Annotated in this window: 27 protein-coding genes; 8 read left to right on the forward strand and 19 right to left on the reverse strand. The window is 46.8% G+C overall.

What is annotated here, in order from left to right; all coding sequences use genetic code 11:
• Nucleotides 1-136: 136 nt before the first annotated feature.
• Both ACR6Z4_RS19240 and ACR6Z4_RS19245 read left to right on the forward strand, forming a co-directional pair.
• Nucleotides 137-397: a hypothetical protein gene (locus ACR6Z4_RS19240; protein ID WP_479718930.1), complete on the forward strand. Its 261-nt coding sequence runs from the start codon at nt 137-139 to the stop codon at nt 395-397.
• A 36-nt stretch (nt 398-433) separates the two neighbouring features.
• A complete protein-coding gene (locus tag ACR6Z4_RS19245) occupies nt 434-610 on the forward strand; it encodes a hypothetical protein (protein WP_479718958.1) in 177 nt (58 codons plus the stop codon).
• Nucleotides 611-616: 6 nt separating this feature from the next.
• Here ACR6Z4_RS19245 and ACR6Z4_RS19250 read toward each other — a convergent pair whose 3' ends face one another.
• The 4 genes from ACR6Z4_RS19250 to petC form a co-directional block, all read right to left on the reverse strand.
• Nucleotides 617-1,135, reverse strand: coding sequence for a 23S rRNA (pseudouridine(1915)-N(3))-methyltransferase RlmH (locus ACR6Z4_RS19250; protein ID WP_479718931.1), 519 nt, complete (start codon nt 1,133-1,135; stop codon nt 617-619).
• Entirely contained in the window at nt 1,072-1,638 is a 567-nt protein-coding gene (locus ACR6Z4_RS19255) for a zinc ribbon domain-containing protein (protein ID WP_479718932.1), read from the reverse strand. The genes ACR6Z4_RS19250 and ACR6Z4_RS19255 overlap by 64 nt, the downstream gene beginning before the upstream one ends.
• Before the next feature lie 393 nt (nt 1,639-2,031).
• Nucleotides 2,032-3,018: a cytochrome f gene (gene petA / locus ACR6Z4_RS19260; RefSeq protein WP_479718933.1), complete on the reverse strand. Its 987-nt coding sequence runs from the start codon at nt 3,016-3,018 to the stop codon at nt 2,032-2,034.
• 96 nt (nt 3,019-3,114) lie between these two features.
• Complete coding sequence (petC, locus tag ACR6Z4_RS19265; RefSeq protein ID WP_479718934.1) at nt 3,115-3,657, reverse strand: cytochrome b6-f complex iron-sulfur subunit; 543 nt, start codon at nt 3,655-3,657, stop codon at nt 3,115-3,117.
• Nucleotides 3,658-4,611: 954 nt separating this feature from the next.
• Between petC and ACR6Z4_RS19270 the strand changes: the two genes are divergently transcribed.
• Complete coding sequence (locus ACR6Z4_RS19270) at nt 4,612-4,929, forward strand: DUF3067 family protein (protein ID WP_479718935.1); 318 nt, start codon at nt 4,612-4,614, stop codon at nt 4,927-4,929.
• A 109-nt stretch (nt 4,930-5,038) separates the two neighbouring features.
• On the opposite strand, the gene ACR6Z4_RS19275 is transcribed toward ACR6Z4_RS19270, so the two are convergent.
• Both ACR6Z4_RS19275 and ACR6Z4_RS19280 read right to left on the reverse strand, forming a co-directional pair.
• The gene (locus tag ACR6Z4_RS19275) at nt 5,039-5,953 is read right to left on the reverse strand and encodes an MBL fold metallo-hydrolase (RefSeq protein ID WP_479718936.1); all 915 of its coding nucleotides are present in this window, start codon (nt 5,951-5,953) and stop codon (nt 5,039-5,041) included.
• A 1,065-nt stretch (nt 5,954-7,018) separates the two neighbouring features.
• The gene (locus ACR6Z4_RS19280) at nt 7,019-7,531 is read right to left on the reverse strand and encodes an inorganic diphosphatase (protein ID WP_479718937.1); all 513 of its coding nucleotides are present in this window, start codon (nt 7,529-7,531) and stop codon (nt 7,019-7,021) included.
• A gap of 933 nt (nt 7,532-8,464) precedes the next feature.
• On the opposite strand from ACR6Z4_RS19280, the gene ahcY reads away from it, so the two are divergent.
• Entirely contained in the window at nt 8,465-9,739 is a 1,275-nt protein-coding gene (ahcY, locus tag ACR6Z4_RS19285; protein WP_479718938.1) for an adenosylhomocysteinase, read from the forward strand.
• A gap of 590 nt (nt 9,740-10,329) precedes the next feature.
• A complete protein-coding gene (locus ACR6Z4_RS19290) occupies nt 10,330-10,932 on the forward strand; it encodes a DedA family protein (protein ID WP_479718939.1) in 603 nt (200 codons plus the stop codon).
• A gap of 269 nt (nt 10,933-11,201) precedes the next feature.
• Here ACR6Z4_RS19290 and ACR6Z4_RS19295 read toward each other — a convergent pair whose 3' ends face one another.
• The 13 genes from ACR6Z4_RS19295 to ACR6Z4_RS19355 form a co-directional block, all read right to left on the reverse strand.
• Nucleotides 11,202-11,321 carry a photosystem II reaction center protein J gene (locus tag ACR6Z4_RS19295; RefSeq protein WP_479718940.1) on the reverse strand — a complete coding sequence of 40 codons (120 nt, stop codon included), beginning with the start codon at nt 11,319-11,321 and terminating at the stop codon, nt 11,202-11,204.
• Between the two features lie 164 nt (nt 11,322-11,485).
• A complete protein-coding gene (locus tag ACR6Z4_RS19300) occupies nt 11,486-11,611 on the reverse strand; it encodes a photosystem II reaction center protein L (RefSeq protein ID WP_479718941.1) in 126 nt (41 codons plus the stop codon).
• Nucleotides 11,612-11,620: 9 nt separating this feature from the next.
• The gene (psbF, locus tag ACR6Z4_RS19305) at nt 11,621-11,755 is read right to left on the reverse strand and encodes a cytochrome b559 subunit beta (protein ID WP_479718942.1); all 135 of its coding nucleotides are present in this window, start codon (nt 11,753-11,755) and stop codon (nt 11,621-11,623) included.
• 23 nt (nt 11,756-11,778) lie between these two features.
• Nucleotides 11,779-12,024 carry a cytochrome b559 subunit alpha gene (gene psbE / locus ACR6Z4_RS19310; RefSeq protein WP_479718943.1) on the reverse strand — a complete coding sequence of 82 codons (246 nt, stop codon included), beginning with the start codon at nt 12,022-12,024 and terminating at the stop codon, nt 11,779-11,781.
• Between the two features lie 153 nt (nt 12,025-12,177).
• Nucleotides 12,178-13,179, reverse strand: coding sequence for a photosynthesis system II assembly factor Ycf48 (locus ACR6Z4_RS19315; protein WP_479718944.1), 1,002 nt, complete (start codon nt 13,177-13,179; stop codon nt 12,178-12,180).
• A gap of 97 nt (nt 13,180-13,276) precedes the next feature.
• Nucleotides 13,277-13,609, reverse strand: coding sequence for a rubredoxin (locus ACR6Z4_RS19320; protein WP_479718945.1), 333 nt, complete (start codon nt 13,607-13,609; stop codon nt 13,277-13,279).
• A 313-nt stretch (nt 13,610-13,922) separates the two neighbouring features.
• Entirely contained in the window at nt 13,923-14,417 is a 495-nt protein-coding gene (lspA, locus tag ACR6Z4_RS19325; RefSeq protein WP_479718946.1) for a signal peptidase II, read from the reverse strand.
• A 32-nt stretch (nt 14,418-14,449) separates the two neighbouring features.
• Nucleotides 14,450-15,037 (reverse strand): biotin transporter BioY, encoded by a 588-nt coding sequence (locus ACR6Z4_RS19330; RefSeq protein WP_479718956.1) that lies wholly within the window; start codon nt 15,035-15,037, stop codon nt 14,450-14,452.
• Between the two features lie 452 nt (nt 15,038-15,489).
• Entirely contained in the window at nt 15,490-15,669 is a 180-nt protein-coding gene (locus ACR6Z4_RS19335; protein WP_479718947.1) for a replication restart DNA helicase PriA, read from the reverse strand.
• An 803-nt stretch (nt 15,670-16,472) separates the two neighbouring features.
• Entirely contained in the window at nt 16,473-18,845 is a 2,373-nt protein-coding gene (locus ACR6Z4_RS19340; RefSeq protein ID WP_479718948.1) for a caspase family protein, read from the reverse strand.
• A 94-nt stretch (nt 18,846-18,939) separates the two neighbouring features.
• Entirely contained in the window at nt 18,940-19,797 is an 858-nt protein-coding gene (locus ACR6Z4_RS19345) for a tetratricopeptide repeat protein (RefSeq protein WP_479718949.1), read from the reverse strand.
• Between the two features lie 442 nt (nt 19,798-20,239).
• A complete protein-coding gene (gene dxs, locus ACR6Z4_RS19350) occupies nt 20,240-22,150 on the reverse strand; it encodes a 1-deoxy-D-xylulose-5-phosphate synthase (protein ID WP_479718957.1) in 1,911 nt (636 codons plus the stop codon).
• Nucleotides 22,151-22,769: 619 nt separating this feature from the next.
• The gene (locus ACR6Z4_RS19355; RefSeq protein WP_479718950.1) at nt 22,770-23,147 is read right to left on the reverse strand and encodes an AbrB family transcriptional regulator; all 378 of its coding nucleotides are present in this window, start codon (nt 23,145-23,147) and stop codon (nt 22,770-22,772) included.
• A gap of 902 nt (nt 23,148-24,049) precedes the next feature.
• Between ACR6Z4_RS19355 and ACR6Z4_RS19360 the strand changes: the two genes are divergently transcribed.
• From ACR6Z4_RS19360 to rpmA, 3 genes are all read left to right on the forward strand, one after another.
• Nucleotides 24,050-24,493 (forward strand): Rrf2 family transcriptional regulator, encoded by a 444-nt coding sequence (locus tag ACR6Z4_RS19360; protein ID WP_479718951.1) that lies wholly within the window; start codon nt 24,050-24,052, stop codon nt 24,491-24,493.
• 264 nt (nt 24,494-24,757) lie between these two features.
• Entirely contained in the window at nt 24,758-25,156 is a 399-nt protein-coding gene (rplU, locus tag ACR6Z4_RS19365) for a 50S ribosomal protein L21 (RefSeq protein WP_479718952.1), read from the forward strand.
• Nucleotides 25,157-25,253: 97 nt separating this feature from the next.
• A complete protein-coding gene (rpmA, locus tag ACR6Z4_RS19370; protein ID WP_479718953.1) occupies nt 25,254-25,526 on the forward strand; it encodes a 50S ribosomal protein L27 in 273 nt (90 codons plus the stop codon).
• The last annotated feature ends 101 nt before the right edge of the window (nt 25,527-25,627 follow it).

Genomic DNA, 25,627 nt, shown 5'->3' on the forward strand with positions numbered 1-25,627 from the left:
AGGGAGCAATTGTAGACTTGTGAGAAGCCAAGCCGTATAGCTTTGCCAGCAACAGGGCAATACACAAGGGTTCCGTGCCGCTCTTGAACAAATTGAAATGTTTGAAAAGAAAAGGATTTTGGGAAAGGTTATTCTCATGACGATTCGTGAAACCACCATTGCCAAATTGCAACAATTACCTGAACCGCTCTTGAAACAAGTCAGCGACTTCATCGATCTTTTGACTGAGAGTAAGCAAAGAAGTACAGACATTAATAATCTCGAAGGCGAACCTTCTAAAGCATGGGCACGATGGTTTGAGTCTGTTGATCAGCTGGAAGTCACACCAACCGATTCAGCCAGCGACTATCAGCAACTTCTTCTGACCAAATATCGGCAACAGGGCATAGAGCTATGATTCTCTGCGATGCAGGGGCATTGCTCTGTCTAGTCGATGTTGATGGAGCAGTATCGCGATCGACCGATGGATTTAGCGGATGCAACACTCGTTCTGGTGGCGGAGGGCACAGGTGAGCGGCAAATTCTCACCCTCGATTCGGACTTTTTGTTTTATCGCATTGGAAATCGTGAAACTTTTGATATTATTCAAGTCCAGCAACCAAGTGATTAAATATTCTTATTTGTGATAATTACCGTTTTGCAGAATAGTTTTGGCGCGATAGATCTGCTCGACCAATAACAACCGCGCCAGTTCATGGGGAAAGGTCATGGGCGAGAGGCTGAGAGTTTTGGCAGCATGGCTTTTAAGTTTGGGGCTGATGCCTGTAGGACCCCCAATCGCAAAGACCACCTCATTTGAGGCGTGTTGACTAATAAAATTTGCCAGTTCAACCGATGAAACGAGCTGTCCTTCTTCGGTCAACACCACTAGTTGTTCCGTCGCTTTGACCAGTGAGAGAATCTTGTCGGCTTCCTGATCTGGCTCAGAGTCTTTGATTTCGACAATGTCTAATTCTGGCGATCGCTTCAGATACGTCTGAATCCCCTCTTGAATCCAGCTTTTTTTGACCTTACCCACTGCAATAATCTTCAGCTTAGGAAAACTCTGGCTCATGTCATGATCCTGACGCTTTAATCCAGACGATTGCCGCAGCTGGAACAAAAGCGATCGCTCGGTTTCACAGGTTCGCCGCATTGATTACAAAATTTGCGGGTTGGTGTAGCCGCATCCGCGGCGGATGCCGTTGGTGCTGATATATCTGACATCCGCAGTTCCATATTGCCCATCTGCATCGTCATAGGGTTGAGATTCATCTCCATATCCCCCATTTTCATCGGTTGCATTGGCTGCATTGGCTGCATCGGCTGCATCGGCTGCATCGGGACATTCGGCAAAGGGGCAGCCTGGTGCAAAGGCATTGCTTGAGCCGTATTTAATGCTGGAGGATGAGCTGTGGCACTGATGCTAGAACCTTGAATCTGGATATAGCGATCGCCTTCTCGGGTCTGTAATTTAATCACCACGCCCATAGAGATACGGTAGATTTCAGGAGGTGCCGTCCATTCGCCTGACTGAAACCCACTGCTCGATTGCTGTTGCTGTCCAGCACCACTGCTACTGAGGACGACCGTCGTCTGCATTCCCTGGTTATCGAGATAAATGTGTTGACCGGCTCCTAATTCGCATACATATGCCATGCTGAAACCCTCCCTAAATGGCTGTCATGCTGATTTCTGCACCCTGTCTTACCTGGGTATCCGCGCTGTCATCGCTCTCACAAAGACTGACAGTTAGTAAGTCCATGATCCATACCTCTATTATTGCGAGTCTGTGGCATCGTATCTCCCTACCCGTTTACAGCCATTTTCAATTGATTAAGCCACAGATTTTTTGTTGTGTGCCGCGCTCCGCGTGGCACACAACAAAAAATCTAAACATATTCAAGCGCGAAGCGCTGTAGATCTCAGTATGGCGAGGTATAGGAAAGCGTCGCGGAGCGCCGCTTTCCTATACCTCGCCTGTTCTAATGACAATAAAAAGGGGGGCTTCGCCCCCCAATGTCTTTGATGTGCAGATCAGCGCAGATCAACTTAGAAGCTCATTTCAGCCTCTTGCACTTTTTCAACTTGTTTCTTCTTCAGCACCAGCATGATTTGCGAAAGCGTTACTGCCGCCAGGAAGGCAATCAAGCCTTTGATCCGGTTTGGATTCTGCAACACAATCTCTTTATCTACCTGACCAAAACCACCCACGTTGGGGTTATTGGTAAGTGCGCCAGCCGCTGCAACCGTGTCACCTTGGGCAACAATCAGGTCAGGCCCCGCCGGAATGGTTTCAACGACAGCTGCACCACTTTCTGGCTGAATCGTTACCTGATAACCACCGTCATCAGACTTGACGATGTTACTGACAACCCCAGCAACAGGTGAGGTAAACAAGTTGTTATTGGTCTTTTCGCCAGTGGGATAGACTTGACCCCGTCCCCGGTTCGCGCCCACATGAACGGCATACTTGCCAAAGTGCACGGCTTTGTTTGTGCCAGGATCAGGCGAGAGCACTGGGAAAACAATTTCCCCATACTGCTCACCGGGCAGAGGACCGACCAAAACAATATTTTCTTTTGTATCGCTATAGGTTTGGAACAGGTAGCTGGGTCCCACTTCTTCCTTCATTTCTTCAGGAATTCTATCTTCAGGGGCGATTTTAAAGCCCTCTGGCAACATCAAAACTGCACCGACATTCAGTGATCCTTTTTCGCCATTGCCCAACACCTGTTGTGCGCTGGTGTCGTAAGGAATTTTGACGATGGCTTTGAAGACCGTATCCGGTAGAACCGATTGGGGTACCTCAACCACGGTCGGTTTTGCGGCTAAATGGCAGTTAGCACAGACAATCCGCCCAGTGGCTTCACGAGGGTTTTCGTAGTTTTGTTGCGCCCAAAATGGATAGGCAGACGCAGACTGAGGCAGAAGCAAATCGCTAGCAAACAGTAGAGTCAGGGTAGCGATCGCCACAAAAAAGCTGCGTACAATTCCCTTTCCAGTTCGGGACGACATCGACCAAAGTTTCACATTCATCTGTAAAGAGTGTTCAGTAACAAAGGATTCGGTAAAAAGAATTGGGTTTCAAGGCAACTGTCAATTTGCTGACGGTTGCGCCGTGTCACTCAAATCTTAGGTCCACCAGGGGTCTTCACCTGTGCGGAAATCAGTTTCAGTCCAGGGGGTCATTGCCACCTTACCGTCTTCTGTGACACTGGTGTGAACCAGAGCTAATGACAGCGGTGCGGGTCCGCGAACCACTTTACCTTGACTGTTGTACTGAGAACCGTGGCAAGGACAAATAAATTTGTCTTCATTAACGTTCCAGGGAACCACACAGCCAAGATGGGTGCAAACGGCGTTCAGTCCAAAGTCTGCGATCGCTTCACTGCTTTCCACAATCAGATACGTCGGATCACCTTTTAGCCCTTGAGCCAACGTGCGATCGCCGACACTGTGAGTTGCAAGAAATTCACCCAATACAATGTCATTACCGAGAGCATTCTTAGCAATCACTCCACCACCTGTTCCACCACTAGAGGGAGGGATAAAGTATTTCACAACAGGATAGAGCGCGCCCAGTGCAGTCCCCGTGACTGCACCAAAAGTTAGCAAGTTCATGAATTGGCGACGACCCATGTCAGGTACGTCAGGGGTTCCAGAAATTTGGGTCATGACAGGCACTAAAACAATCAGGGACAACTAAAACTGGCAAACAACTCAGCATCCAATCCTGCACTTTCTAAAAAGCTTCCCAATGTAAATGGTTTGATTACAAGCAGAATGGGGCTTTACGCCGTCCCAGCCTATAAACAGATGATCTACAGGAGGAAAATCCTTCTCTTCATTTAAAAATGGATGGATAGCAATTATGAGTGCTTAAGACTGCAAACGCAGGAATGTATAAGTAAACAAGACAGTCTTCAGCACTGACAAACGCCAATTGTTGAAGAAAGGTTTACAGTTTTTCTAGAAGTATTCTACAGCTTAGGAAAACCAATTGGATTTAAAAAACAGGGCAGAGTGTCTCTATCCTGTCAATTCGGCTATTTTGTTTTACTCAGGGTATAAAAAGGGTAATTCTCCCATGCGATCGAGTTAGGGATAAGTCATGGGAGGAAAAGCTGAGCGAAGCTCAGCTTTTCCTCCCATGACCAGCGCGGGTTTGAGCGCGGGGTGGTAGGTGAATATTGATAGTTCTGTCAGTATGGTATAGCGGTACGCATTAGGGTTAGGAGGGGGTGCAGGGGTGAAACCCCTGCGTGGGGGCACCGCCCCCACCCCCCTGATGTCCTAACTGGATTGCGTAGAACTATATTGATTTGGGAATGTCTTCCACCAGTATGGGGAGGCGAGGCGAGAGGATGGGCATTTCCCAATGGGCGACCATAACAGCCGAGGGGCTGGTTGAGCCGGGGGCGCGGAGGCTATGCCCCTGAACAGGGGTTCCACCCCCGCGCCTGTCCTGATTAACCATTCCATTGCTATAGATAATGATTTAAACGGGGAATTTTTTAACGCTCCCTACAGGAGCGTTAAAAAATTCCCATCTGAACGATAACCCGACCCATTTCAGGTATCAGATCCAATAAACGTAAAGGATTTCAGGTGGCTGACCTTACAAAACTTATGACTGGCGAAGAATTACATCAGTTGCTGCTGACTAAGTGGGGACGTTCTTATGATGTGCAATTACGCCGCACGCAGGGCAAAATTCTGGTGCAAGTGATGTGGAAATATTTGGAGCAAGCCTCCTTCCCTCTGTCGGAAGCAGACTATCTGGCTCATCTTGAGGTGGTTGCAAATTACATCAATGCCTGGGGTGGCACCGACCAAGTCCAAACCTATATTGAGCAAACTAGCGATCGCCCACGCCTGGGAAAAGCCGTTAGTATCCCACTGGATTTAGGAGAACGGGCATCAGAATGGTTACTGGACGAATTTTGACGACAAATTTTGACTAGGGCTGTCACCCAATGAAGCGCTATAACAGACCCTTCGCTGAATTCCTTGAACGTTTGAGGCTTCATGTCAACCTCTGGTTCCGAGCAACGGTCTAACTCTGCATAATGTCTAAAAGCATCCCTTCACGCGCCAATCTGACATTTGGGAAACTCGCCTGAACCTCAGTTTCAACCTGATCTAAAAATGTATCTTCATGCGCTGGATCGTGGTGAAACATAATAATTTGCTTCACACCGGCAGAAAATGCCATCTCCAGCCCTTTTTGCCAGATCTCTCGTTGTTGAAACTCTTGCGCCACCTCAGGATCGTAATACGCATGATCGGCATAGGCAACGTCGTAAATTAACACATCTGCTTGCTGCGCCAAATACAACAAACTGTTGTCAATGGTGTCGGGCGAATGCTCTGTATCGGTGGCATACACGACGGAATGGTCATTCCAGGTAATGCGATAGCCCAAGGCGCTGTTCGGTCGATTTAAAGAGATCGTTTCTATAACAATGTCGTCTAACGTAATGACTGAGCCAGGGGCAATATTGTTAAATTTCAAGTCAGACTTCATCACCTGAAGCGGCACCGGAAAATTAGGACGGAGCATTTGATCCGATAGCCGTTGCTTGATCGAGGCACCGTTGGGACCAATTGCCCCATAAATGTTAAAACAATTGCCCTTCATGAACGCCGGAATAAAGAAAGGAAATCCTTGAATCCGGTCCCAATGGGTATGGGTAAAGAAAAGATGAGCTTCAACGGGCATTTGCTCCATTAGGCTTTTGCCCAACGCTCGTAGCCCGGTGCCGCCATCAAAAATTAAACGTTTACCTGCAACTTGTAGCTCAACACAGGCAGTATTGCCGCCATAGCGAACCGTTTCTATCCCCGGTGTCGGAATGCTACCGCGAACGCCCCAAAATCTGACGCTGAATTGGGTGGACAGACTAGAGTCACCGAGAGGATGAGTCTTGCTGACTGGATTGGTGGTGGTGGGTGGGTCAAAGCCTGGCATTTTTGGATCGAATTACCCTTACTAAGCAGGTATTGGCTTGTTCGGAGTCCTGGATATAGTGATCAACAGCTTAGCGCTTCAAGTATTAATTTTTAAGGGGTGATACAGAGCGAAACTAACTCGTTGAGCCGTGCCAAGACACGATACGAGGATGAATCGCTAAAACCCTTGTATTAAAAATTGCACCCCTAAACTGTTGAAAACGACCGAAATGGTTGATGCACTGGATAAAGTTGAGAGAAAAGAGAGGGATCTGTATTCTCAAGGGTAACGGTTGGTAGAAAATTTCTCCATAACTGCCCTCACCCTCATCATTCCCAATTTTCCCGATGAATGTTTCAAACTTTTTTCCAGCATACTCCTTACTCTCATATACCGCACTTAGGATTTGTATTCTGGAAGTATTCTGGGAAATTAGACATTTTCTTGCAAGAGATTTTTTACAAATCTGCAAACCCACTAGAATTGCGTACCCGAAGAGTAAAAAATTCATCTCTTACCCTCATATATAGCAGTATGCAAGTTCGTTAAGTACAGAAACGGTGTTGTGGGGCGCGGAGCGCCCCACAACACCGTACTGAATCAACCTGCACAGCGCTATAGGATCGTGGATCTAATAAAACCGAAGATTTATTTTTGTCAGCGCGGCGGAGCCGCGCTAACAAAAATAAACGTCCGGGTTTTGATTAATGTGTGATCCATAAGGTCATATAAGCGGCGTGCAAGTTCTTCGGTACAGACATGGGTGTGGGGCACAAAGCGTCCCACAACACCGCGCTGAATTAACCTGAGCAGCGCTAGGAGCCGCAGAGCTGCTTAGAACCCCTGCATCCCGGCTTAATTAACCCTTCAATTGCCACAGCTAATACCGTTTCTATAGCAGTCCTATGAGAGAAAGGGGTTATGAGAGGCGCACCCCTTCGGCATGCGCCTCTCACAACCTACTGGGGATTGATATCAAAAAAGGGGGACACAGGGTCAAAACCCCATGCCCCCCTTTCAGGACTTTCATCAGGCTGTCTAATTAAACCCGCTCAAGCCTATCGTCTAGGTTTGTCAGGAAAATTATTTTTGACCGGCACGAATGCAGGCTTCTACCAGTGGCATGACCTGGTCTACATCCTTCCAGCCCAAAATTTCAGTGACCTTTTTCTCCAAGTTCTTATAGGTTCTAAAGAATTCTGCAATTTCATCTAGGCGATGAGGCGCAATATCTTTAATGGATTTAACCTGAACGTAGCGAGGATCTTTGTCTGGAACACAGAGAATTTTTTCGTCGCGATCGCCACCATCAATCATTTCCAACATGCCGATGGGACGAGCCGCTATCACACATCCGGGGAATGTAGGCTGATCCATAATTACCATGCCATCCAATGGGTCTCCATCATCGGCGAGGGTATTGGGGATAAACCCATAGTCGTAAGGATATTGCACCGAGGCATAGAGCACTCGGTCTAGCGCAAACGCTTGCAAATCTTTGTCAAATTCATACTTGTTCTTGCTGCCAGCCGGAATCTCAATCAGGACATTAATTAGACCTGGCTTGGGCTGCGGGGGAATGCGCGATAAGTCCACAACAATTCTCCAAATTTAGGCACTGAGGTTAAATGAAGCCAAACTTCAACACCCCTCGAATAGCATTGTATGAGATGATGTAGCGCTTCAAAAGGTTGAGTGATGGAGATAAAGCCTGATTCACGTTAAGTTCTAGAGATCATTAAGTTTTTATAAACCCTGACTAAATGCAGAACCTGGAGAAACTAGCGGTTATCAAGGCTTTGCAGTCACCAAAGAAAAATAGGCGATCGCCCTTTACGGCAACCCCCAGATTAACGACATTACGAATACGGTGACACTTAAGGATCGTGGATTTAATAAAACCGAAGATTTATTTTTGTCAGCGCGGCTCCGCCGCGCTGACAAAAATAAACGTCCGGGTTTTAATTAATTTGTGATCCTAAGGATTCTGGTCAAAATGGCTGAAAGACAGCGGTATGCAAGTTCATTACGCACAGAAACGGTATTGTGGGGCGCTCCGCGCCCCACAATACCGGACTAAATCAACCCGCACAGCGCTATATAGCAAAATAGACGGGTTGTGAGAAGCGCACCCCGAAGGGGTGCGCTTCTCACAGGCTATTTGGGATTGCTATCGATCTTGAGGAGAGTGCGGCTCTGCCGCACTCTCCTCAAAAAACGATGGGTTTTAAGAGTGTAAAGATACTTAGTTTTTTTGCCGTACGGTTTTATCTTCCGGCTGTCATCGCTACGCTAAATATCAGTTTTGACAGTGCTGATCACTCTGGTCCGCTAGGTGGCGATCGCCAATTTAGCTAACAGACGATCTATACTAGTGTCGCAAATAATAAATTTTTGTAATGTTTGGAGATAGGTGCGCCTCTGAAATAGGTGCCGCTTTACATGACTCCTGGCAATGTTTATTTTTTGTTGCTGTAGTACGTCAAACTGTAGCAAAGTTCTAAGTTATTTTCTTTAAGCAAGAGTTCCATGACCACAACAACTCAAGTAAAACACGAAGTTAAAGATCTCTCCCTCGCTTCGCAGGGTAAGCAGCGCATTGAGTGGGCAGGGAGAGAGATGCCAGTTCTGCGTCAAATTCAGGAGCGATTTGCTCAAGAAAAGCCTTTAGCCGGAATTCGGTTAGTGGCTTGCTGTCACGTCACCACTGAAACTGCTCATTTGGCGATCGCACTCAAAAATGCTGGAGCTGATGCCATCTTAATTGCGAGCAACCCCCTCTCTACACAAGATGACGTGGCAGCTAGCTTAGTCGTTGACTATGGCATTCCAGTGTTTGCGTTCAAGGGTGAAGATGGGGACACGTATCTGCGGCACGTACAAATTGCTCTAGATCACCGCCCTAACGTCATTATCGACGACGGTAGCGATGTCGTTGCTACCCTGGTTCAAGAACGTCAGCACCAAGTTGCTGATTTGATTGGCACCACCGAAGAAACCACCACAGGAATTGTGCGTCTTCAAGCCATGCTGAAAGACGGGGTCTTGACCTTCCCTGCGATGAATGTCAACGATGCCGATACCAAGCATTTCTTTGATAATCGCTATGGCACTGGGCAATCTACCTTAGATGGCATTATTCGCGCCACCAATATTCTGCTAGCCGGAAAAACGATTGTGGTCGCTGGTTATGGCTGGTGTGGTAAGGGCACCGCAATGCGCGCTCGGGGCATGGGTGCCAATGTCATCGTGACTGAAATTGATCCGATCAAGGCGATTGAAGCGGTCATGGATGGGTTCCGTGTGCTACCAATGGCGATCGCGGCACCCCAGGGCGATATTTTCGTCACCGTCACCGGCAACAAACATATCCTTCGGGCTGAACATTTTGAGTCCATGAAGGATGGTGCCATCGTTTGCAACTCAGGTCACTTTGATATCGAAATTGACTTGAAAACACTCCGCTCTATGGCAACTGACGTGAAGCAAGTGCGCAACTTCACCGAAGAATATCGTCTTAAGAACGGCAAATCTGTCGTCGTTTTGGGTGAAGGACGATTGGTTAACCTGGCAGCAGCTGAGGGTCATCCCAGCGCTGTGATGGATATGAGTTTTGCCAACCAGGCACTTGCCTGCGAATATCTGGTGCAGAACAAAGGCAAATTAGCGCCGGGCTTGCACTCGATTCCTAAAGAAGTGGATCAAGAGATTGCAAGGCTCAAACTCCAAGCCATGGGAATTGCGATCGATCAACTCACGGCAGAGCAAATTGAATACATGAATTCTTGGACATCGGGAACTTAAGTCCTGCAAATAGAACATAGTGCTAGGGGCGTTGTTGAGACAGCGCCCCTGTTGCTTAGGATCGTGAATTAAATAAGATCGAATATTGAATCGTTTGTAGGGGCGAACGGCCGTTCGCCCCTACAACAAATCATCGGAGTTATTTAATTCTCATTCCTTAGGATCGTGAATTTCATAAAACCCAATTTTTTTAGAGAGCAACGGCTTCGCCGTTGCTCTCTAAAAAAAGACAGGTTAGTTCAGACTCTCTGGTATAGCAGCCGAAGAGCTGGTTAGGACAGGAGTTCCACTCCTGCACCCCGTCCCAATTAACCCTTCAATTGCTATATATGCGGGTTTAGAGTGTGCGGGTTTAGAGTGTGCGATCGCTAAAGTAGACAGCAAAGTATCAGGACGCAGGCTACCGAATCAATCCTAGTATTACAAACACTAAATTTTGCAACATGGGGGGTTGGGGGCTGCGCCCCCAAGAGGGGGTTTCACCCCCTCCATCCCCTCCAAAACTTTTATGTTGGTGTACTAGTCTCAAACGATTGATCCGCAAGAGGTCTCATTAAAAGCTGGCTGTAGATTAAGGAGCAGTATCCATCATGGCTGAGTGGATCACAAACGTGATGAACTTCCTGGGTTATACCGGGATTTGGCTATTAATGTTCCTGGAGAACCTATTTCCACCCATTCCTTCAGAACTCATCATGCCCCTGGCTGGCTTTTCAATCTCTCAGGGGGATATGGATTTTGCACCTGCCATCATGGCAGGGGTATTTGGCACCATGTTAGGCGCATTGCCCTGGTATTACATTGGTAAATTGGTTGGAGAAAAGCGCTTAAAACAATGGGCAGATCATTACGGAAAATGGCTTGGCATTAATAGCGAAGATATCGATAAATCGAAACAATGGTTTCAACGCTATGGATATGGAGCCGTCTTCTTCTGTCGCTTGGTTCCGGGTGTCAGAACGCTGATCTCGTTACCTGCCGGATTTTGTGCGATGCCCCTCTTACCCTTTCTCCTCTACTCCAGTTTAGGAACGGTAATTTGGGTGAGTTTACTCACCTATTTGGGCTATGCGTTGGGCGAAAACTACACGCTAGTCGATGAGTATTTAGGACCCGTCTCCAAAATAGTATTAATGGCATTGTTGGTCGCGTTTGGTATCTGGTTGCTCTACAGACAATTCAAGCGCCGCTAACAATTTGGCTGGCTTCAGCCTATTGGATTAGGAATTGAATAAAACCTAATTTTTGAGAGAGCGACGGCGGAGCCGTCGCTCTCTCAAAAATTTGGACTTCTATTAATCTAAAAAATCCTGTCCTACAGTCGCTGTAAGACAGGATTTATTGTTTTGTCGAATCAACGATTGATTTGCCAACAAATGACGAATTTGTCTTATTGTTTAAGCCTGAAGAATTAGCTATAGACCCTGTAATGGGTTCATCACAAATACTCTAAGGCACAAGACTAAATAGACGAACCTAAGCCCGCATAAGCGCCGTAGAAAAATAGCCCAACGACGGCAATAACTCCCATGCCCGCAATAGTTGCGACAACCCAGAGTGGTATTCTGCCTGTTCCAGACATTGATTTGAACCTCCTAACTCAAAATAAACACACACATTTACAGCCATTGAAAACCAGAAAAAGCTGGTCTTACACGCATTAAACTTTGAAATTTAGGAGCTGAGGTTTTAACTCCCCTAGAGGAGCAAAAACCCCTCTACTCCTGCAAAATTGGCTTTTGTCGATTAGTTGAAAAAGTAGCTTGAAAACAGAATGCCAAGCACAAAAATCAGTAGCAGACCCAGATAGAGCGACGTACGATTTAACTCTACAGGCTGCTTGTTGGGATTAGAAGATCTTTCAGTTGCCATATCTTGCTCCTAACGTTGAATGAACTGCATTGCAGCGATCGCTCCTAAGAAGAAGACGGTAGGGACAGCAAGGGTATGAACCGCCAACCATCTAACAGTGAAAATGGGATAGGAAACGGGTTGATTAGGACTGTTGCTGGTCATATTTTCGTCAACTTAAAAACTACTTACTTAATGAAGTCTTCAATCTGCTGTTTTGCAGTCGTCCGATCATTAACGATCGGCAATTCTTGGCGTTCTTGAGTGAAGTACTCGTTAGGTCTGGGAGTGCCAAAAATATCGTATGCCAAACCTGTGCTGATAAAGAGCCAGCCTGCAACAAACAACGCCGGGATTGTGATGCTATGAATCACCCAATAACGAATGCTTGTAATAATGTCTGAAAATGGGCGCTCACCCGTGGTACCAGCCATTCAAATTCCTCCCACAACAATTGAACGTATCGATGATCTATATCATAGAGGAGCAGGTAATGTGCCACAAGCAACCAATCGCAATTGAGAAGGAAATTTCTACAATCAAATCAGTGACTCATCGCCCATCAATTTGCTCACAAATTTACACTTCTAAGCAGATTTCTCGTATTTTAGAAGTGTTCCTCCATTTCCTAAAATGAAGCCTTGGTCTGGCGAGAGAAACACAATTCGGTAGAAGTTAGACGGGATGTTCTCAACTTCTTTGTCTTTCTGCCAGGTTTCTCCGCCATCAGTACTGCGAAGTAAGTTGCCGCTGCCACCTGCAACCCAGAGTTCATCTGGCGTTCGGTAGGCTAAGTCTAACAATCCCCAACTGGTTGAAAATTCAGGGTTAATGGGTTCGTCCCAGGTTTCGACGTCTTCAGGGTTGCTGAATTGAACGATCCCGCCACGGGCTAATAGCCAGAGCCGCCCTGATTGGGCAAAGCCCATGTTTTGTAATCTGCGGGAACTATTGCGATTATGGGGTTCCCAAGCTACTTGTCCGGGCTTCCAGGTGGAGTAAAAGTTACCTCTCGAAGAAACCGCGACATACTGACCATCAGGCGATCGCGAAATATTCCTCACCACTCCGACCGCTTCTTGCACTAACGCTTTCCACGTCCGACCCGCATCCTTCGTTTCGTAAATTGCGCCGATATCGGTCATCATCTCAGCCGATTGGGGACCCAAGGCTGTAATCAGACTAGGAGACCCCGGCAACTGATCACTCAGCGGAACATTAGACCAAGACTGACCGGCATCTGTGGTATGCAACAAAATTCCCGGTTGTCCCGTGATCCACCCTTCTTTGCCAGCAAAACTGACAGATGTAAAGGTATAGGCTTGCTCACCCAGACTCAGACTTCGCAGATTCCAGGTTTCTCCACCATCAAACGTTTCTAGCAGAGTGGAGTTTTTACCCACTAACCAACCATGAGTTTGGTCATTGGTGAAAGCAATATCCGAAAGCGTTGTATCTGTTGGCAGAGCAACAACTTTCCAGGGATTGTTTTCTAAAGTCGGCAGGAATGCCTTGGCACAACCGCTACAAAACAGCACTACAACCAGTAGTGTAAGAACTCGCCTTAAGGACTTCAGGATCAGATTCATCAGCTTCAAATTTGCGATACACAGATTAGCTATAGTTAAAGTTTTGTAAATCCCAGATTAGCTAGATCGTAAGAGACTTAAATGCGTCTGGATCAATTCAATGCAAGCCGTAGAGACTCAAGAAGAATAAGAATGCCAGCGCCAAACTACCAAAAATGAGAAGATTTTTTTGGTTTGGTGTTAGCGTGTTGACCCCTAACCCATAGCCCAAATTTTCTTTGAATCCGGAGGGGTTACCCGTCGGTCCAACGTTATTAAATTGCTTAGTTCTAGCTCCGCAAACGGGGCAGCGCCAGTCGTCAGGCAAATCCTCGAAGGCTACACCCGCAGGGATTTGCTTGCCATCTCCTTTGGAAGGCTCATAAATGTAGCCGCAAGCGCCACATTCATAGCGGTCTAAACTTTGAGGTTCAACAGTTTCAGTGCTCATCGTTCCAAACTATATTTAAGACATCCTGGATGAGAACTCTGTTAAAGATTATGACATAAGCTTGTTTTCCATTCACAAATCCAAGCAATCTATCGCATTGATAAATTAAGTCAGTAGGGATAAAAACGGCAGAATCCCAGACATGACCGTCATTTCCGCCAGTAATCGGGTCTGTAATGAACTATGAGCGATCGCTAATCTACTGGATTCTTCACCACTGTCGATATCTCATTTAGATTCATATAGCAATCCTAAATCAGTTGTGAAAGCGCCCGCCCTTCGGGCGGGCGCTTTCACAACTGACTCAGAATCGCTATAGATCTTTGGAAGAATGATTCCCGTTGCCATTGGATTGGGGTGAATTGCGAAACGTCACAACCAACAAACACACAATCCCAATATTGATAAATACATCTGCTAAGTTAAAGACGGGAAATTGGATCAGGCGAAAATCAAGGAAATCGACCACTTCGCCAGCAGAAAAGCGATCGATGCCATTTCCCATCGCCCCTGCTAACACACAGCCCCAACCTAATTGCTCCCACTTACTTAGTTGCGGTCCAAATAGCGCTAACGCCATTAACCCTACACTCACAACCAGAGACAACCAGCGCAGCCACCAAACTCCACCCGTAAACATGCTGAACGCTGCCCCCTTATTGGTGACATAGGTGAGATGAAAAACCCCATCCCATAGCGGAATGGTCTGGCTCAGCTCCATGCCCTGCACTACCCAATATTTGGTTAACTGATCCAACATGAGACCGACAAACGTAGCGACCCAGAAGAAATGGTTTTTGATATTCATGCTTGGAGTTTGATGAAAAAGCACCGTCACTATTAATAAAACATGAGCTGTCTCAATGCAAAGGCAAGCACTGTAACGGCACACACAACCACTAGCTGCCCTGGCAGAGGATAAATGGAATACGTTAACAAAGTGCTGAGCAGAGAATTTGTGTTGAGGCTTAACCAACTAAACACTTGAGTTGCCAGAAAGCAATAACTAATGCCAATCAGGTGAATGCTGAGCAACCCGCAAAGGCAGCTAAATGCCAATGACTCTAACCGGGGACGAACGCGAAATGCCAGAGAGCCACACACCCAGGCACCTGGAATAAATCCCAGTAAATAACCAAAATTGGGTCGATAGATATAGTCCAGCCCTCCTCCTTGGGTAAACACATTAAACCAGGTTAGCCCAATGAGTATATAAGCGATTTGGGACATAACAGCCGCATTTTTGCCTGCTAAACAGCCAATCAGCAAAACGGCTCCAATCTGAAACGAAACACCCAAAGATTGTGCCTGTAAGCCTTTATCTATCCACGCCCACGGTGCATTGGTGACGAATGCCTCCAGAAAGGTACCGCCAATGGTCAGAATTAAGCCAATCAAAGCCCACAGGATATCGGTGGGAATAGACACTTTCACGCTTGAGATTTTCAGTGGGAGACAACCAAATTAAGGGACTAGAACAACTTCCATGTCTTGAGTTGGGATAGAAATGCGGGTACCCGCCTATCCCAAGCCCTCTGCTTAGTTGTCTTTCGTTCTAAACCTCTGATTATAGTGTTCAGGGCGATCGCTTGGTTGGTTAATCAAATCCCAGTTGTATTGCAAGGTGACTCCACTACCTACAACTCAGTCAGGATATGGATTGTGTTTCTAATCCCTATAGCAATTCTCTATGGCATAAAGTGCAAATTGGTGTGGGCGAGCCGCGCTCCGTGCGGCTCGCCCACAAAAACCGTAATTTATCTAAGCGCGAAGCGCTATATAACAATCCCAAATGGGTTGTGAGAGGCTGACTCCGAAGGAGTCAGCCTCTCACAACCCGCTTACCTTACAACTCATTTAAAACTGAGACATGTGCTAATTTACCGATGCACGGAAATACCGGGAGCATAAGCTTCGACCACATTTCCAGTTCGTGAACACATCACCAGCAAATAATCGCAGATCGGACATTGAGTGCGAATCACCTGGCTGACGGCAATGTGATGACGTTCCGCAGGTTCACCGCAGTTAGGACATCGGACGGATTGAATTGTCTTCATTTTTTAAACCCTTCTTTTTATTGGAAAAATATTAAAACTCAGGAGCCTCATTAAAATCAGTTGTAGAACCCTACACTGCCCGCTGCGCAGACAGCGCAAGGGTTTAAGGTTTGATGTTTAATGATGACGACTGACTGAAACGTAAAACATTGCTTGAGAGACGCACCAAAACCTCTTTGGCTTCAGCTCTGGCTCCAGCAATAAAGATTTTGTTGAAAATGCCCTTGGGTTGGATCGAGTCTTGCTAGGGTAAACAATTCAATCTGCCCGCTAAATAAAAATCTTTCAATGTGAAAAAAGACTTAAATTTGTAAAGATTTTACGGAATGGACGGATGGTTTAAAAATGCTTTTAGTTCAGAAATAAATTATGTCATTTCTCTAGAACGTTTGCAATCTTTCTAATCAAAATTACATATGAATTATGTTGTTATGTATTGATCCCTTCACATAAAGCATCAATTACCTAGAAGTCTTGTGGATCTAGCCATAGCGCCCCCTTTATTGTTTAAGTACGGTTAAATATTTAATTATTTTTTATGCATTCAAACTTTCTAGGTTTGAGTGGGCAAACAATTATTTTTTTGCGCCATCTACGACGCAAATTACACGCAGGATGCTTAACAATAATGAAGCTTAAAAGTTGTGACGTAAGTCACAAAATATCTCTGTAAATGATGAGAAATGGATATATAGCAATCCCATTGGATTCGTGAAAATGATCCGTTGTGAGAGACGCGCCCCGCAGGGGTGTGCCTCTCATAACCCATCTGGATCGCTAGATATGGGCTTGAAAAGAATTGGCTAACTACTGATGACTTTGTATTGAAAGCTGAGCGTTGCCCAGGCATTAACGTTAAGGCTATAGGTATCCGCAGGAATTTCTGTCTGGTTCAAGCTAGAACTGGCGTGATGTAGATCTTGTAAAACGGATTGCGCCACATCCAACGGATTGAGCAAAGAAGTCAATCGATACAGACTATCAGCCGGTGACGTTGCGGCTCTCAAAACAGCCAGCGTTTCGTCAAACGGAGCAGCACTAAAAATCAAATGCGTTTCTACTAAACCCTCTGGAGGATGAATGGTCCATTCTGAGGGAGTTAGGGTTTGAGGAATAATCAGGGTATCTGCGGCCGCGATCATGCCCCAAGGTTGAGCCTCTGAAGGTTCATTTGCCGTTTGGGCAGGAGGTTGAAGGGCGATCGCATTGCCATTACTTTCCAAGCCCAACAAGATGAAATAAATCGGGCGATCGCTATAATTTTGCAGACGATACCGGATGCGACTGCCAATCGGTAAGGCCGGTAACGTCCCATCCCCCACAAAGAGAGCGGCTAACTTACCTTGAGGTAGCAATTCAGCTGCTCGCATGGTTTCCTGCTGCGCCACAATTCGTTCTTGCGGTGCCACCATTTCCAACGTTGCTCGCACACCCAGGCGAGACGACCCCTGGTTAGCCGTCAACCTCAGCAACTTATTGGCAAGTAAGGTTTGTAGTTTAGGGGTAATGCGATTGATGGCTGTTTTTACAGCTTCGCTATCGGCGGTCAAACTGCCGGGAATCACCGTCCGTCCTAAATTAAATAACCCATAGCTGTCATGGCTGGGGGGTGGCACGGGTGCAAGCGCTGGCACTGTTTCGTCAGATGCGGTCGGGTTGGGTAAGAGAGAAACTGCCAGCGATTGAACGGGCGGTTGAGTTTTGCCAAATAGATAATCGGTTGGTTGCTCACCGGCAATGACAGCAGATACTCTGGGAATTGCGGCAAACGCACTCGTAGCATCGACTCGCTCAATCCGGGCGAGACTGGTGTCTAACCCAATGATTAACCCAACATTGCGAGGTAAGATGCGAGTAAATTCTTGCACCAGTTGCCCGACCTGAATGGCATTGGGTTTAGGACTGGTGCAACACAGCCGCGCCTTGACCGTTAGCCCATCGCGAGAACGAACTTGCAGAAAAACAGCATCGTCCGGGAATGTGCCAGTCGTGGCATCGGAAGCACCTGAACTGACTGTTGATGAGGTGGCAAGGGTTGATGGCGTAGGGCAAAGGGTCACAATCGAGCTGACGCCATAATGTTCCAACACGGGCGTTGGTAAACCTGCCAGCCAAATTTGAGCACTCTGCCCATCTTCGTCGAGCTTTTTGACAACCCCATCTGCTCCACTCAAGGGTTCAGGGGTGAGGAAGTAGGGCAACAAATGCTGATCTCGCGCTTTCTGACCACTTAAATCAGGCTGTTGCTCAACCCCAATCATCTGGTTGATAGTTTTGTTGGCGCGACTGAGGTTAACCCGCAATGTGGTCGCTGGTGTTGCCCACCACAGTTGCTGCGTCAAGTTGTAAGTAAATAACCCGGCACTAAATCCACTCCATTGGCATTCGACAGCAATCTGGTTACTTTTAGCGGCTTTAAGCACCAGCCCAGGGAGTTGCCCAGATTGCCACTGGGTATTGATTTGGGCTTTGGTGGTTTGAGTCTGGATTAACAGGGTATCTTGAAAGACTCGTTCTGCTTCAGCCAGTTGACCGCTGGGAGGATTGGGACGAGAGCGCATCCGTAAATTGCTATGGAAGGCTTTGTTTCCAGGAGGTAAGTAGCTGGCATCCAGAACGGTGACGATTTGCTCGGTTGACAGCGATCGCAACAATAACCCTAAGGTTTCTTCGGGTAGATCTTGAATAAAGGGGGCATCTTCGGTCGGCAAAAACCCATCCACTGGCACCAGACCATTGGCAACGGTATCGGGAGTATCGCTGAGCTGAAACTGACTGCCAAAACCGCTGAAGTGAAATAAGACGATATCTCCCGGACGCGCTTGAGCCGTGAGATGTGACAAAAAGGCTGATTCAATGGCTGAGCGAGTGGCTTGCTGATCGGTCAAGGTCAAAATGTCGCTTGCTTGAAACCCAAACCGACCGATCAACAGCTCCCGTTGCAGCTCCACATCTGTGAGGCAGCCTTGCAACGCATTTCCTCGCGACACTGTGCAATCGCAGACCTGTTCGGGATATTGGTTAATTCCTACGAGTAATGCCAGCTTGCGGCGACTAGGCTGAGCCAAAGCGTGCTGATAGCGACCTGTCAACCCAGACAAACTCAAGTCACTGAACCCAAGGGCGGTCAGTGCTAAGCCCGTTTGCTGCAAGAATGCCCGTCGCTTTAGTGTCATGCCCCTATTTCAGCATTAAAACGGTGTTCATCTTCAACTCTCATGAGACTTCTAATGAGCAGTCAGGGCAGATGTACAACGAACCCTGTCAGGATTATCGTTGCTGCGCTTGCTGTAAAAGCTGTTCGGCACTCGCTGCCCATTGGGGGTTGCCCTGACTGGCAAACAAATCTCTTGCATACTCTAGCACTTGCTCGGCATCGTCATATTTACCCTGTTGCAAGAACGCTAATCCGGCTCCATAGTAAGCATTGGCATAGTTAGGATTGGCTTCAGCAGACCGGCGAAAGGCTTCTAACGCGCCCTCATAATCGTTGCGTTCATATAAAATCGAGCCGATACTATAGTGGGCTTCCGGGTATTGGGGTGCGATCGCGATCGCTCTTTGAAACTCGTCTAGAGCTTGATCGGTCTGCCGCTGTTGAAGGTAAATTTCACCTAAATAATAGTGGGGTTCGGGCGCATTCGGGCTGAGTTGGGTCGCTCGTTGAAATGACGCGATCGCCTGCGACACATTACCTTGCTGCTTTTGGACTAAGCCTAAGTTGTAATACGCCAATCCCAAATTGGGATCCAGCTGAATCGAACGTTGCAGATATTGCTCTGCTAACGCAAAATTATTTCCCTCTAACAATGCCGCTCCCAAATTAGCGTATGCCAGGGCAAAGCTGGGGTCTGCCTGGAGTGCCTGATAAAAGGCATCGGCGGCGTCTTGTAAATTGCCTTGCTGGCGTAAAGCCAACCCCAAATTGTAATGAGCCGGTGCCAACTGCGGATTTAACTCTGCCGACCGGCGAAACGCAGCGATCGCTCCCTGGATTTGCCCCTGCTGAATGTATTGCAACCCTTGATTGAGCCATTCTTCAGCGGTCTGAGGTTGGGTTTGTGCAACCCGTGGGGGGATAGGCTCCGCTATGCTCGCCAGGGTCGGATAAAACCAGATCAAAAGCATGACGAACCCCAACCCCAGGTGTAGTGGCTTGGGGTTGCCTGGGTGCCTCAGGCTCGACGGGCATTGTTTCAAACCGGGCTGTGCCAATCTAAATTTTCCAAACATCGCTGGCATTTTCATGTCGGGAAATGACCTACAGCGCTTTGCGCCTGATAGGGTTAGAGTTTTTTGTTGTGTGCCGCGCGGAGCGCGGCACACAACATTTAGCAATTAAAAATAGCTATGGGTTTAGGTTTTTGGCATGGAGCAAAGATGCCATGCCCTTTCCAAGTCTATAGCCTTAGGCGATGCTGTTAGAAAAGATAATGTGTTGAAAAGCGGCGCTCTGCGCCGCTTTTCAACACATTATCATCCGGATGATGAATTCAAATCCAGTTTTTTTGAGAGAGCGATGGTTCTGCGATCGCTCCCTCAAAAAGCAGGGCAGCTTTATCGATTCGGTTTAGCTGACCACAGAGGGTTGCAAAACGGAGCCATAACGCTGACGAATTTGATCGGCAATCTGGGATGGCGTCAGACCTAGCGAGACAAACGACTCTTCTGGTTTTGCATGATCGACCAGGATATCGGGCACGCCGATGCGCTGGACGGGTACAACCACACCCAAATCGAGTAATGATTCTGCGATCGCAGACCCAAACCCACCGGGCAGACAGCCTTCTTCCATTGTTACTACTCGACCAATCCGTTGTGCCAATGGTGCAATTAGCTCAGTATCGATCGGTTTGGCAAACCGAGCATTCACAACAGTTGCTTCAATGCCGTGCTCACTGAGAATTTCAGCCGTTTGCATTGCCGAATAGACCATGGTGCCGTAGCCCAAGATCAATACGTCATCGCCCTGGCGTAAAATTTCAGCTTTCCCGATGGGCAAGGCTTCCCAGCCTTCTTCCATCAGAGGCACACCATGACCATTGCCCCGTGGATAGCGCATGGCGATCGGACCGTCAGTATATTCGATCCCGGTGACCAACATCCGTTGCAGTTCCGCTTCATCTTTGGGTGCCATCAACACCATATTCGGAATGCAACGTAGATAGGAAATGTCATACATCCCTTGATGGGTAGGACCATCTGCCCCAACAATGCCTGCCCTATCCATGCAAAAGAAGACGGGTAGATTTTGAATGCAGACATCATGAACGATCTGGTCGTATGCTCGTTGCAAGAAAGTGGAATAGATGGTGACAACCGGACGTATTCCCTCGCTGGCGAGGCCTGCTGCCAGGGTTACGGCATGTTGTTCTGCAATACCCACATCAATATATTGCTTGGGCAATTTGGCTTGCAGTTTATCTAACCCGGTACCCGTCGCCATTGCAGCCGTAATCCCGACGATTTTAGGATTGTTTTCTGCCAGTTTAATCAGTGTATCGGCAAATACCTTGGAGTAAGACGGAGGTTTGGGCTTGCTGGCGGGGATAGCTTTTCCGGTGGTCAGGTTAAACGGAGATTGGGCATGATATCCCACCTGATCTTGTTCGGCGATCGCATATCCTTTGCCTTTCACCGTTGCCACATGCACCAGCACAGGTCCCGCATGTTTGTGGGCAAGCTGGAAGGTTGCAATCAACTCTTCCAAATTGTGACCATCGACGGGTCCCATATAGGTAAAGCCCAGTTCTTCAAACACAGCCCCAACCTTGGGTACCGCCAGACGCTTCATGCCTTCCTTAATCCGGCTCAGCTCAGGGGTTAACGTCTCTCCTACAAAAGGTAAATTCTTAAACTGCTCCTCCAGGTTATCGGTCAAAAATTGCATGGGAGGACTGAGCCGAATCTTGTTGAGATAGCGTGGAATAGCACCAACGTTGGGCGAAATCGACATTTCATTGTCGTTCAAAACCACTAACAAATTGGTCTTGGGCAAATGTCCGGCATGGTTAATGGCTTCCAGAGCCATCCCTCCGGTCAGAGCACCATCCCCAATTACCGCAGCAACTTTAAACTTTTCACCTTTAAGGTCTCGCGCCAAAGCCATCCCCAACCCCGCAGAGATGCTAGTGGATGCGTGACCTGCGCCAAAATGGTCAAATTTGCTTTCGCATCGCTTCAAATAACCAGCTATACCGTCTTTCTGACGTAACGTATGAAAGTTGTTATAGCGCCCAGTCACCATTTTATGAGGATAAGCCTGGTGCCCTACGTCCCATATCACCTTGTCGTGATCGAGATCAAGAGTTTGATAGAGAGCCAGGGTCAATTCTACAACACCCAATCCGGGCCCCAGATGACCACCAGTAGCGGCGACAGTCTGCAAATGCTTCTCTCGAATCTGGCGGGCAATCTGTTTAAGTTGATGGATTGATAGACCATGCAACTGGTTGGGATGGGTGACTTCACTCAGGTGCATAGAGATTACCTTTTGAGTCATTAAAGGAGTTATGGTTAACTATTCTCACTCTAAAGCAATCCGGTACTATGATAAGGTTTACTTTTGATACCAATTAGAAAAAAATAAACCGAAAAGTTTTATAGAGAACAATAGGATTGCGGTTGAGTGATCTCAATTCATCAAGCCGTCGGATATTGTATAGCAGCATTGCCCCAGTCAGTTGGTAAATTGCTGACACATTGAAACGATAAGTTTGCCCCGCAAAACCCTGAGCCTGATCCATTTGTCTCGTCTCAATGTGTCACTCGACGGAGGATCGTCGATTGAATAAAATCCAGTTCATTGTGAGAGAGCGATGGCTTCGCCATCGCTCTCTCACAATGAATGACAGGTTAACGAATTTGTGATCCGCAAGATTGTGGATTAATTAAAACCGAAGAGATATCATCGCCACCTGAAGAGCCGATGAGAGAAGCCTATGAAAATAGAGCGATCGCCAATGGCGATCGCTCTATCTCAAAAAATGCTACCACCCGCAATAGAGCAGTGGTGAAATTGCTATAGAGAGAACTTGCTTTTGGCAAGTCACCTCTTTTGCTGGCGATAGAGATCCAGAGAAAAGTTTTACTGAAGAAAGTTATTCAGCATCAATCTGCTTGAGTCGAATGTGCTTCCGACCCAGCGAAATCTCAAATTCATCTCCTGGATGTAAATCCATTTGCTTTGTATAGGCAGAACCAATCAGCAAATTCCCATTTGACTGAACTGTAATGCGATAACTAGCACTCCGTCCGCCTCGTCCATTGCTAGATTGTTTGCCATCTAGCTGAATCTCATTTGCATCAATCAGTGCATTGAGAAACTTCATCATATTGACGCGCTCTACACCATTTTTGGTCACAGTGTAGTAGCCGCATTCTTTCGCTTTATCCTCTTTACTGAGGTGCTCTAACTCCTTAACCTTAGCCAAGAGTAGTTCGCCGGTCAAAGGCTCAATTTTTTTCTTCTTAGTCATTAACTCAACTCTGAATCAATCGAAATAAGTTCTTCATCAACTCAATACAGCCGAGAGTTAGAAGAAAAGTAAAACCTCCAACTCTATGGCAGCTCATTCAAATATATTACACGGATAATTTCTATCTTTTCGCAGATTTCGTATAAGGTTCAATCTTTTTAATCGATTGATGTTTGTTTTGAGAAATATATGATCTTAGGCTTATAGGATTGACGAAAAAATAATTTTCTAGCGAAGGGAGTTCTTTTTCAAGTATCTTCTTTATACAATGTGTACTAGTGTTATGGATCGCATCGTTTTAAACGAAGTTTAGTCTGCGATCATATCCTGACTGAGAGATTATTAACTGATGGGCTAGATCACCAGAAGTCTAGCGGACTTTATCAGTCTTTGTCCGTTATCCAGCAGGGGTTCAGCTCTGCTACAGAAGCATCTAAACAACAATTTTGAGTCAATTTGCATCCGATCCAGCAACCGTGACTGGGCAATCCATGATCCAGAGATGCCATCTATTGGGAGTGTTGTCCAAAAAATTAAAGCGATCGAACCAATGGCATCCGGCGATAGAAACTCTGTTCCAGATGCAAAATCTCGTCCAATCATAGACTCTACTTTTTCTAAATACTCTGGCGTTATAGTTGTCTATTTTGCAAGTATCTTAAATAGGCTGAGAAAACGCATTGTCTATTCCAGACTTCCATGTTCGCGAAATTAACCTAAATCCATTTGTTTTTTGGATCATCCTGTACAGTTGATAAATGATCTGGAGAAATGCTTTTATCGCCCGTCCAGAACGTTCTTTTTTATGCCCCAACGCTACGAAAAAACAACCCTCTTAGCGGGTTTTAAAACACGCTCTAGAATGCTATCCGTTCAGGGTGATCACAGGGGAATCGCGATCGATGAAGCTAACAACTCGCGGGCACTATAGCGTAAAAGCACTGCTAGATTTAAGTTTGCAACCGGGATATGGACCAGCGTCTGTCAAGACTATTGCCCACCGACAAGACCTGCCTCCGCCTTACTTAGAGAAGTTATTGATTGAGATGCGCCGCGCCGGATTGGTGATATCGAGTCGAGGGGCACAGGGCGGTTATCAACTGGCGCGATCGCCCGCTCAAATATTTCTTGGAGAAATTTTAGAGGCAGTTGGCGAAACCATTGAACCCTTGCCACACCATGTTCCCAACGCCGATCAAGCAGGAGATTGGGTAACCTATACATTGTGGAATCGGCTCAATCAAAAATTAAAAGAAGCGCTCTATAGCATTTCTCTAGAAGACTTATATTACGATGCTCGCAGCTGGCAAGCGGCACAGGGTGAAACCACCAGCTTCGTTATATAGCAGTTCTGGTAGTCCTAAAAAGGTAATGATTTTTTGTGGCGCGGGCGTCGCCCACGCCACAAAAAATCTGAATGTGCGCTGATAGGGTTGACGGTCTTATCCAGTACATTGATACCTTCAAATTCAGGGCTTGACATTCGATTCCTAAATTAAGGAGAATGAATGTTTGATTGTTTACTGGCTCGGATCAGGTCCCTTTTAACAAAGTTGACGCTTCAATTTGGATCAGTCAGCTACCTGTACGGCTTAATTTAAGGTGAAAAAATGGCTTACGCAATTATCGAAACAGGTGGCAAACAGCTCCGCGTCGAACCCGGTCGCTTTTACGACGTTGAGCGGCTCGCAGTCGAAGAGAGTGAAGACGTCACCATCGATCAGATTTTGTTTGTAGAAAACGAAGGTGAGTTTTCTATTGGGCAGCCCTTAGTTGAAGGTGCATTAATACAGGCAACCGTATTAAGACATCTGCGTGGACGCAAGATTATTGTCTATAAGATGCGTCCGAAAAAGAAAACCCGCAAGAAGCAAGGGCACCGTCAAGAATTGACCCGATTGATGATTAATTCCATTAGCCTAAATGGAAAAACGATCGCGTCTAGTAGTGAGACTCAAACGGCTGAAGCGGTCGTTGTTGCTGACAGCGCGGATGATGCCGAAGACTAACATCAGGCATTCTAATCGCCGTAAATTTTGATCGATCGGATCTAATCAAATGTACGGGTCTGACGTAAGACGAAGTTAAGGTAACGCAGAGGGAATTATGGCTCATAAGAAAGGAACTGGTAGTACTCGTAACGGACGCGACTCTAATGCCCAACGCTTAGGAGTCAAGCGTTATGGGGGTCAAGTTGTCAAGGCTGGAAATATTCTTGTCCGTCAGCGGGGCACAAAATATCATCCAGGTGCCAACGTTGGTCGTGGCTCTGACGATACCCTGTTCGCGTTGGTAGATGGCGTTGTCACGTTTGAGCGCAAAGGAAAAACCCGCAAGAAAATCAGTGTGTATCCTGCTGCTGAAGCCGTGTCTGCCTAAAAGTGCAGGTCAACGCTGACGCCAAAGCTTGCGATTAACCCTGATTTAGTATGTTGAGAACTGGAGTTTTCTCGGTGAGAACACTCCAGTTTTCAATTTAG

Source organism: Calyptranema fuscum S582, from assembly GCF_055793305.1.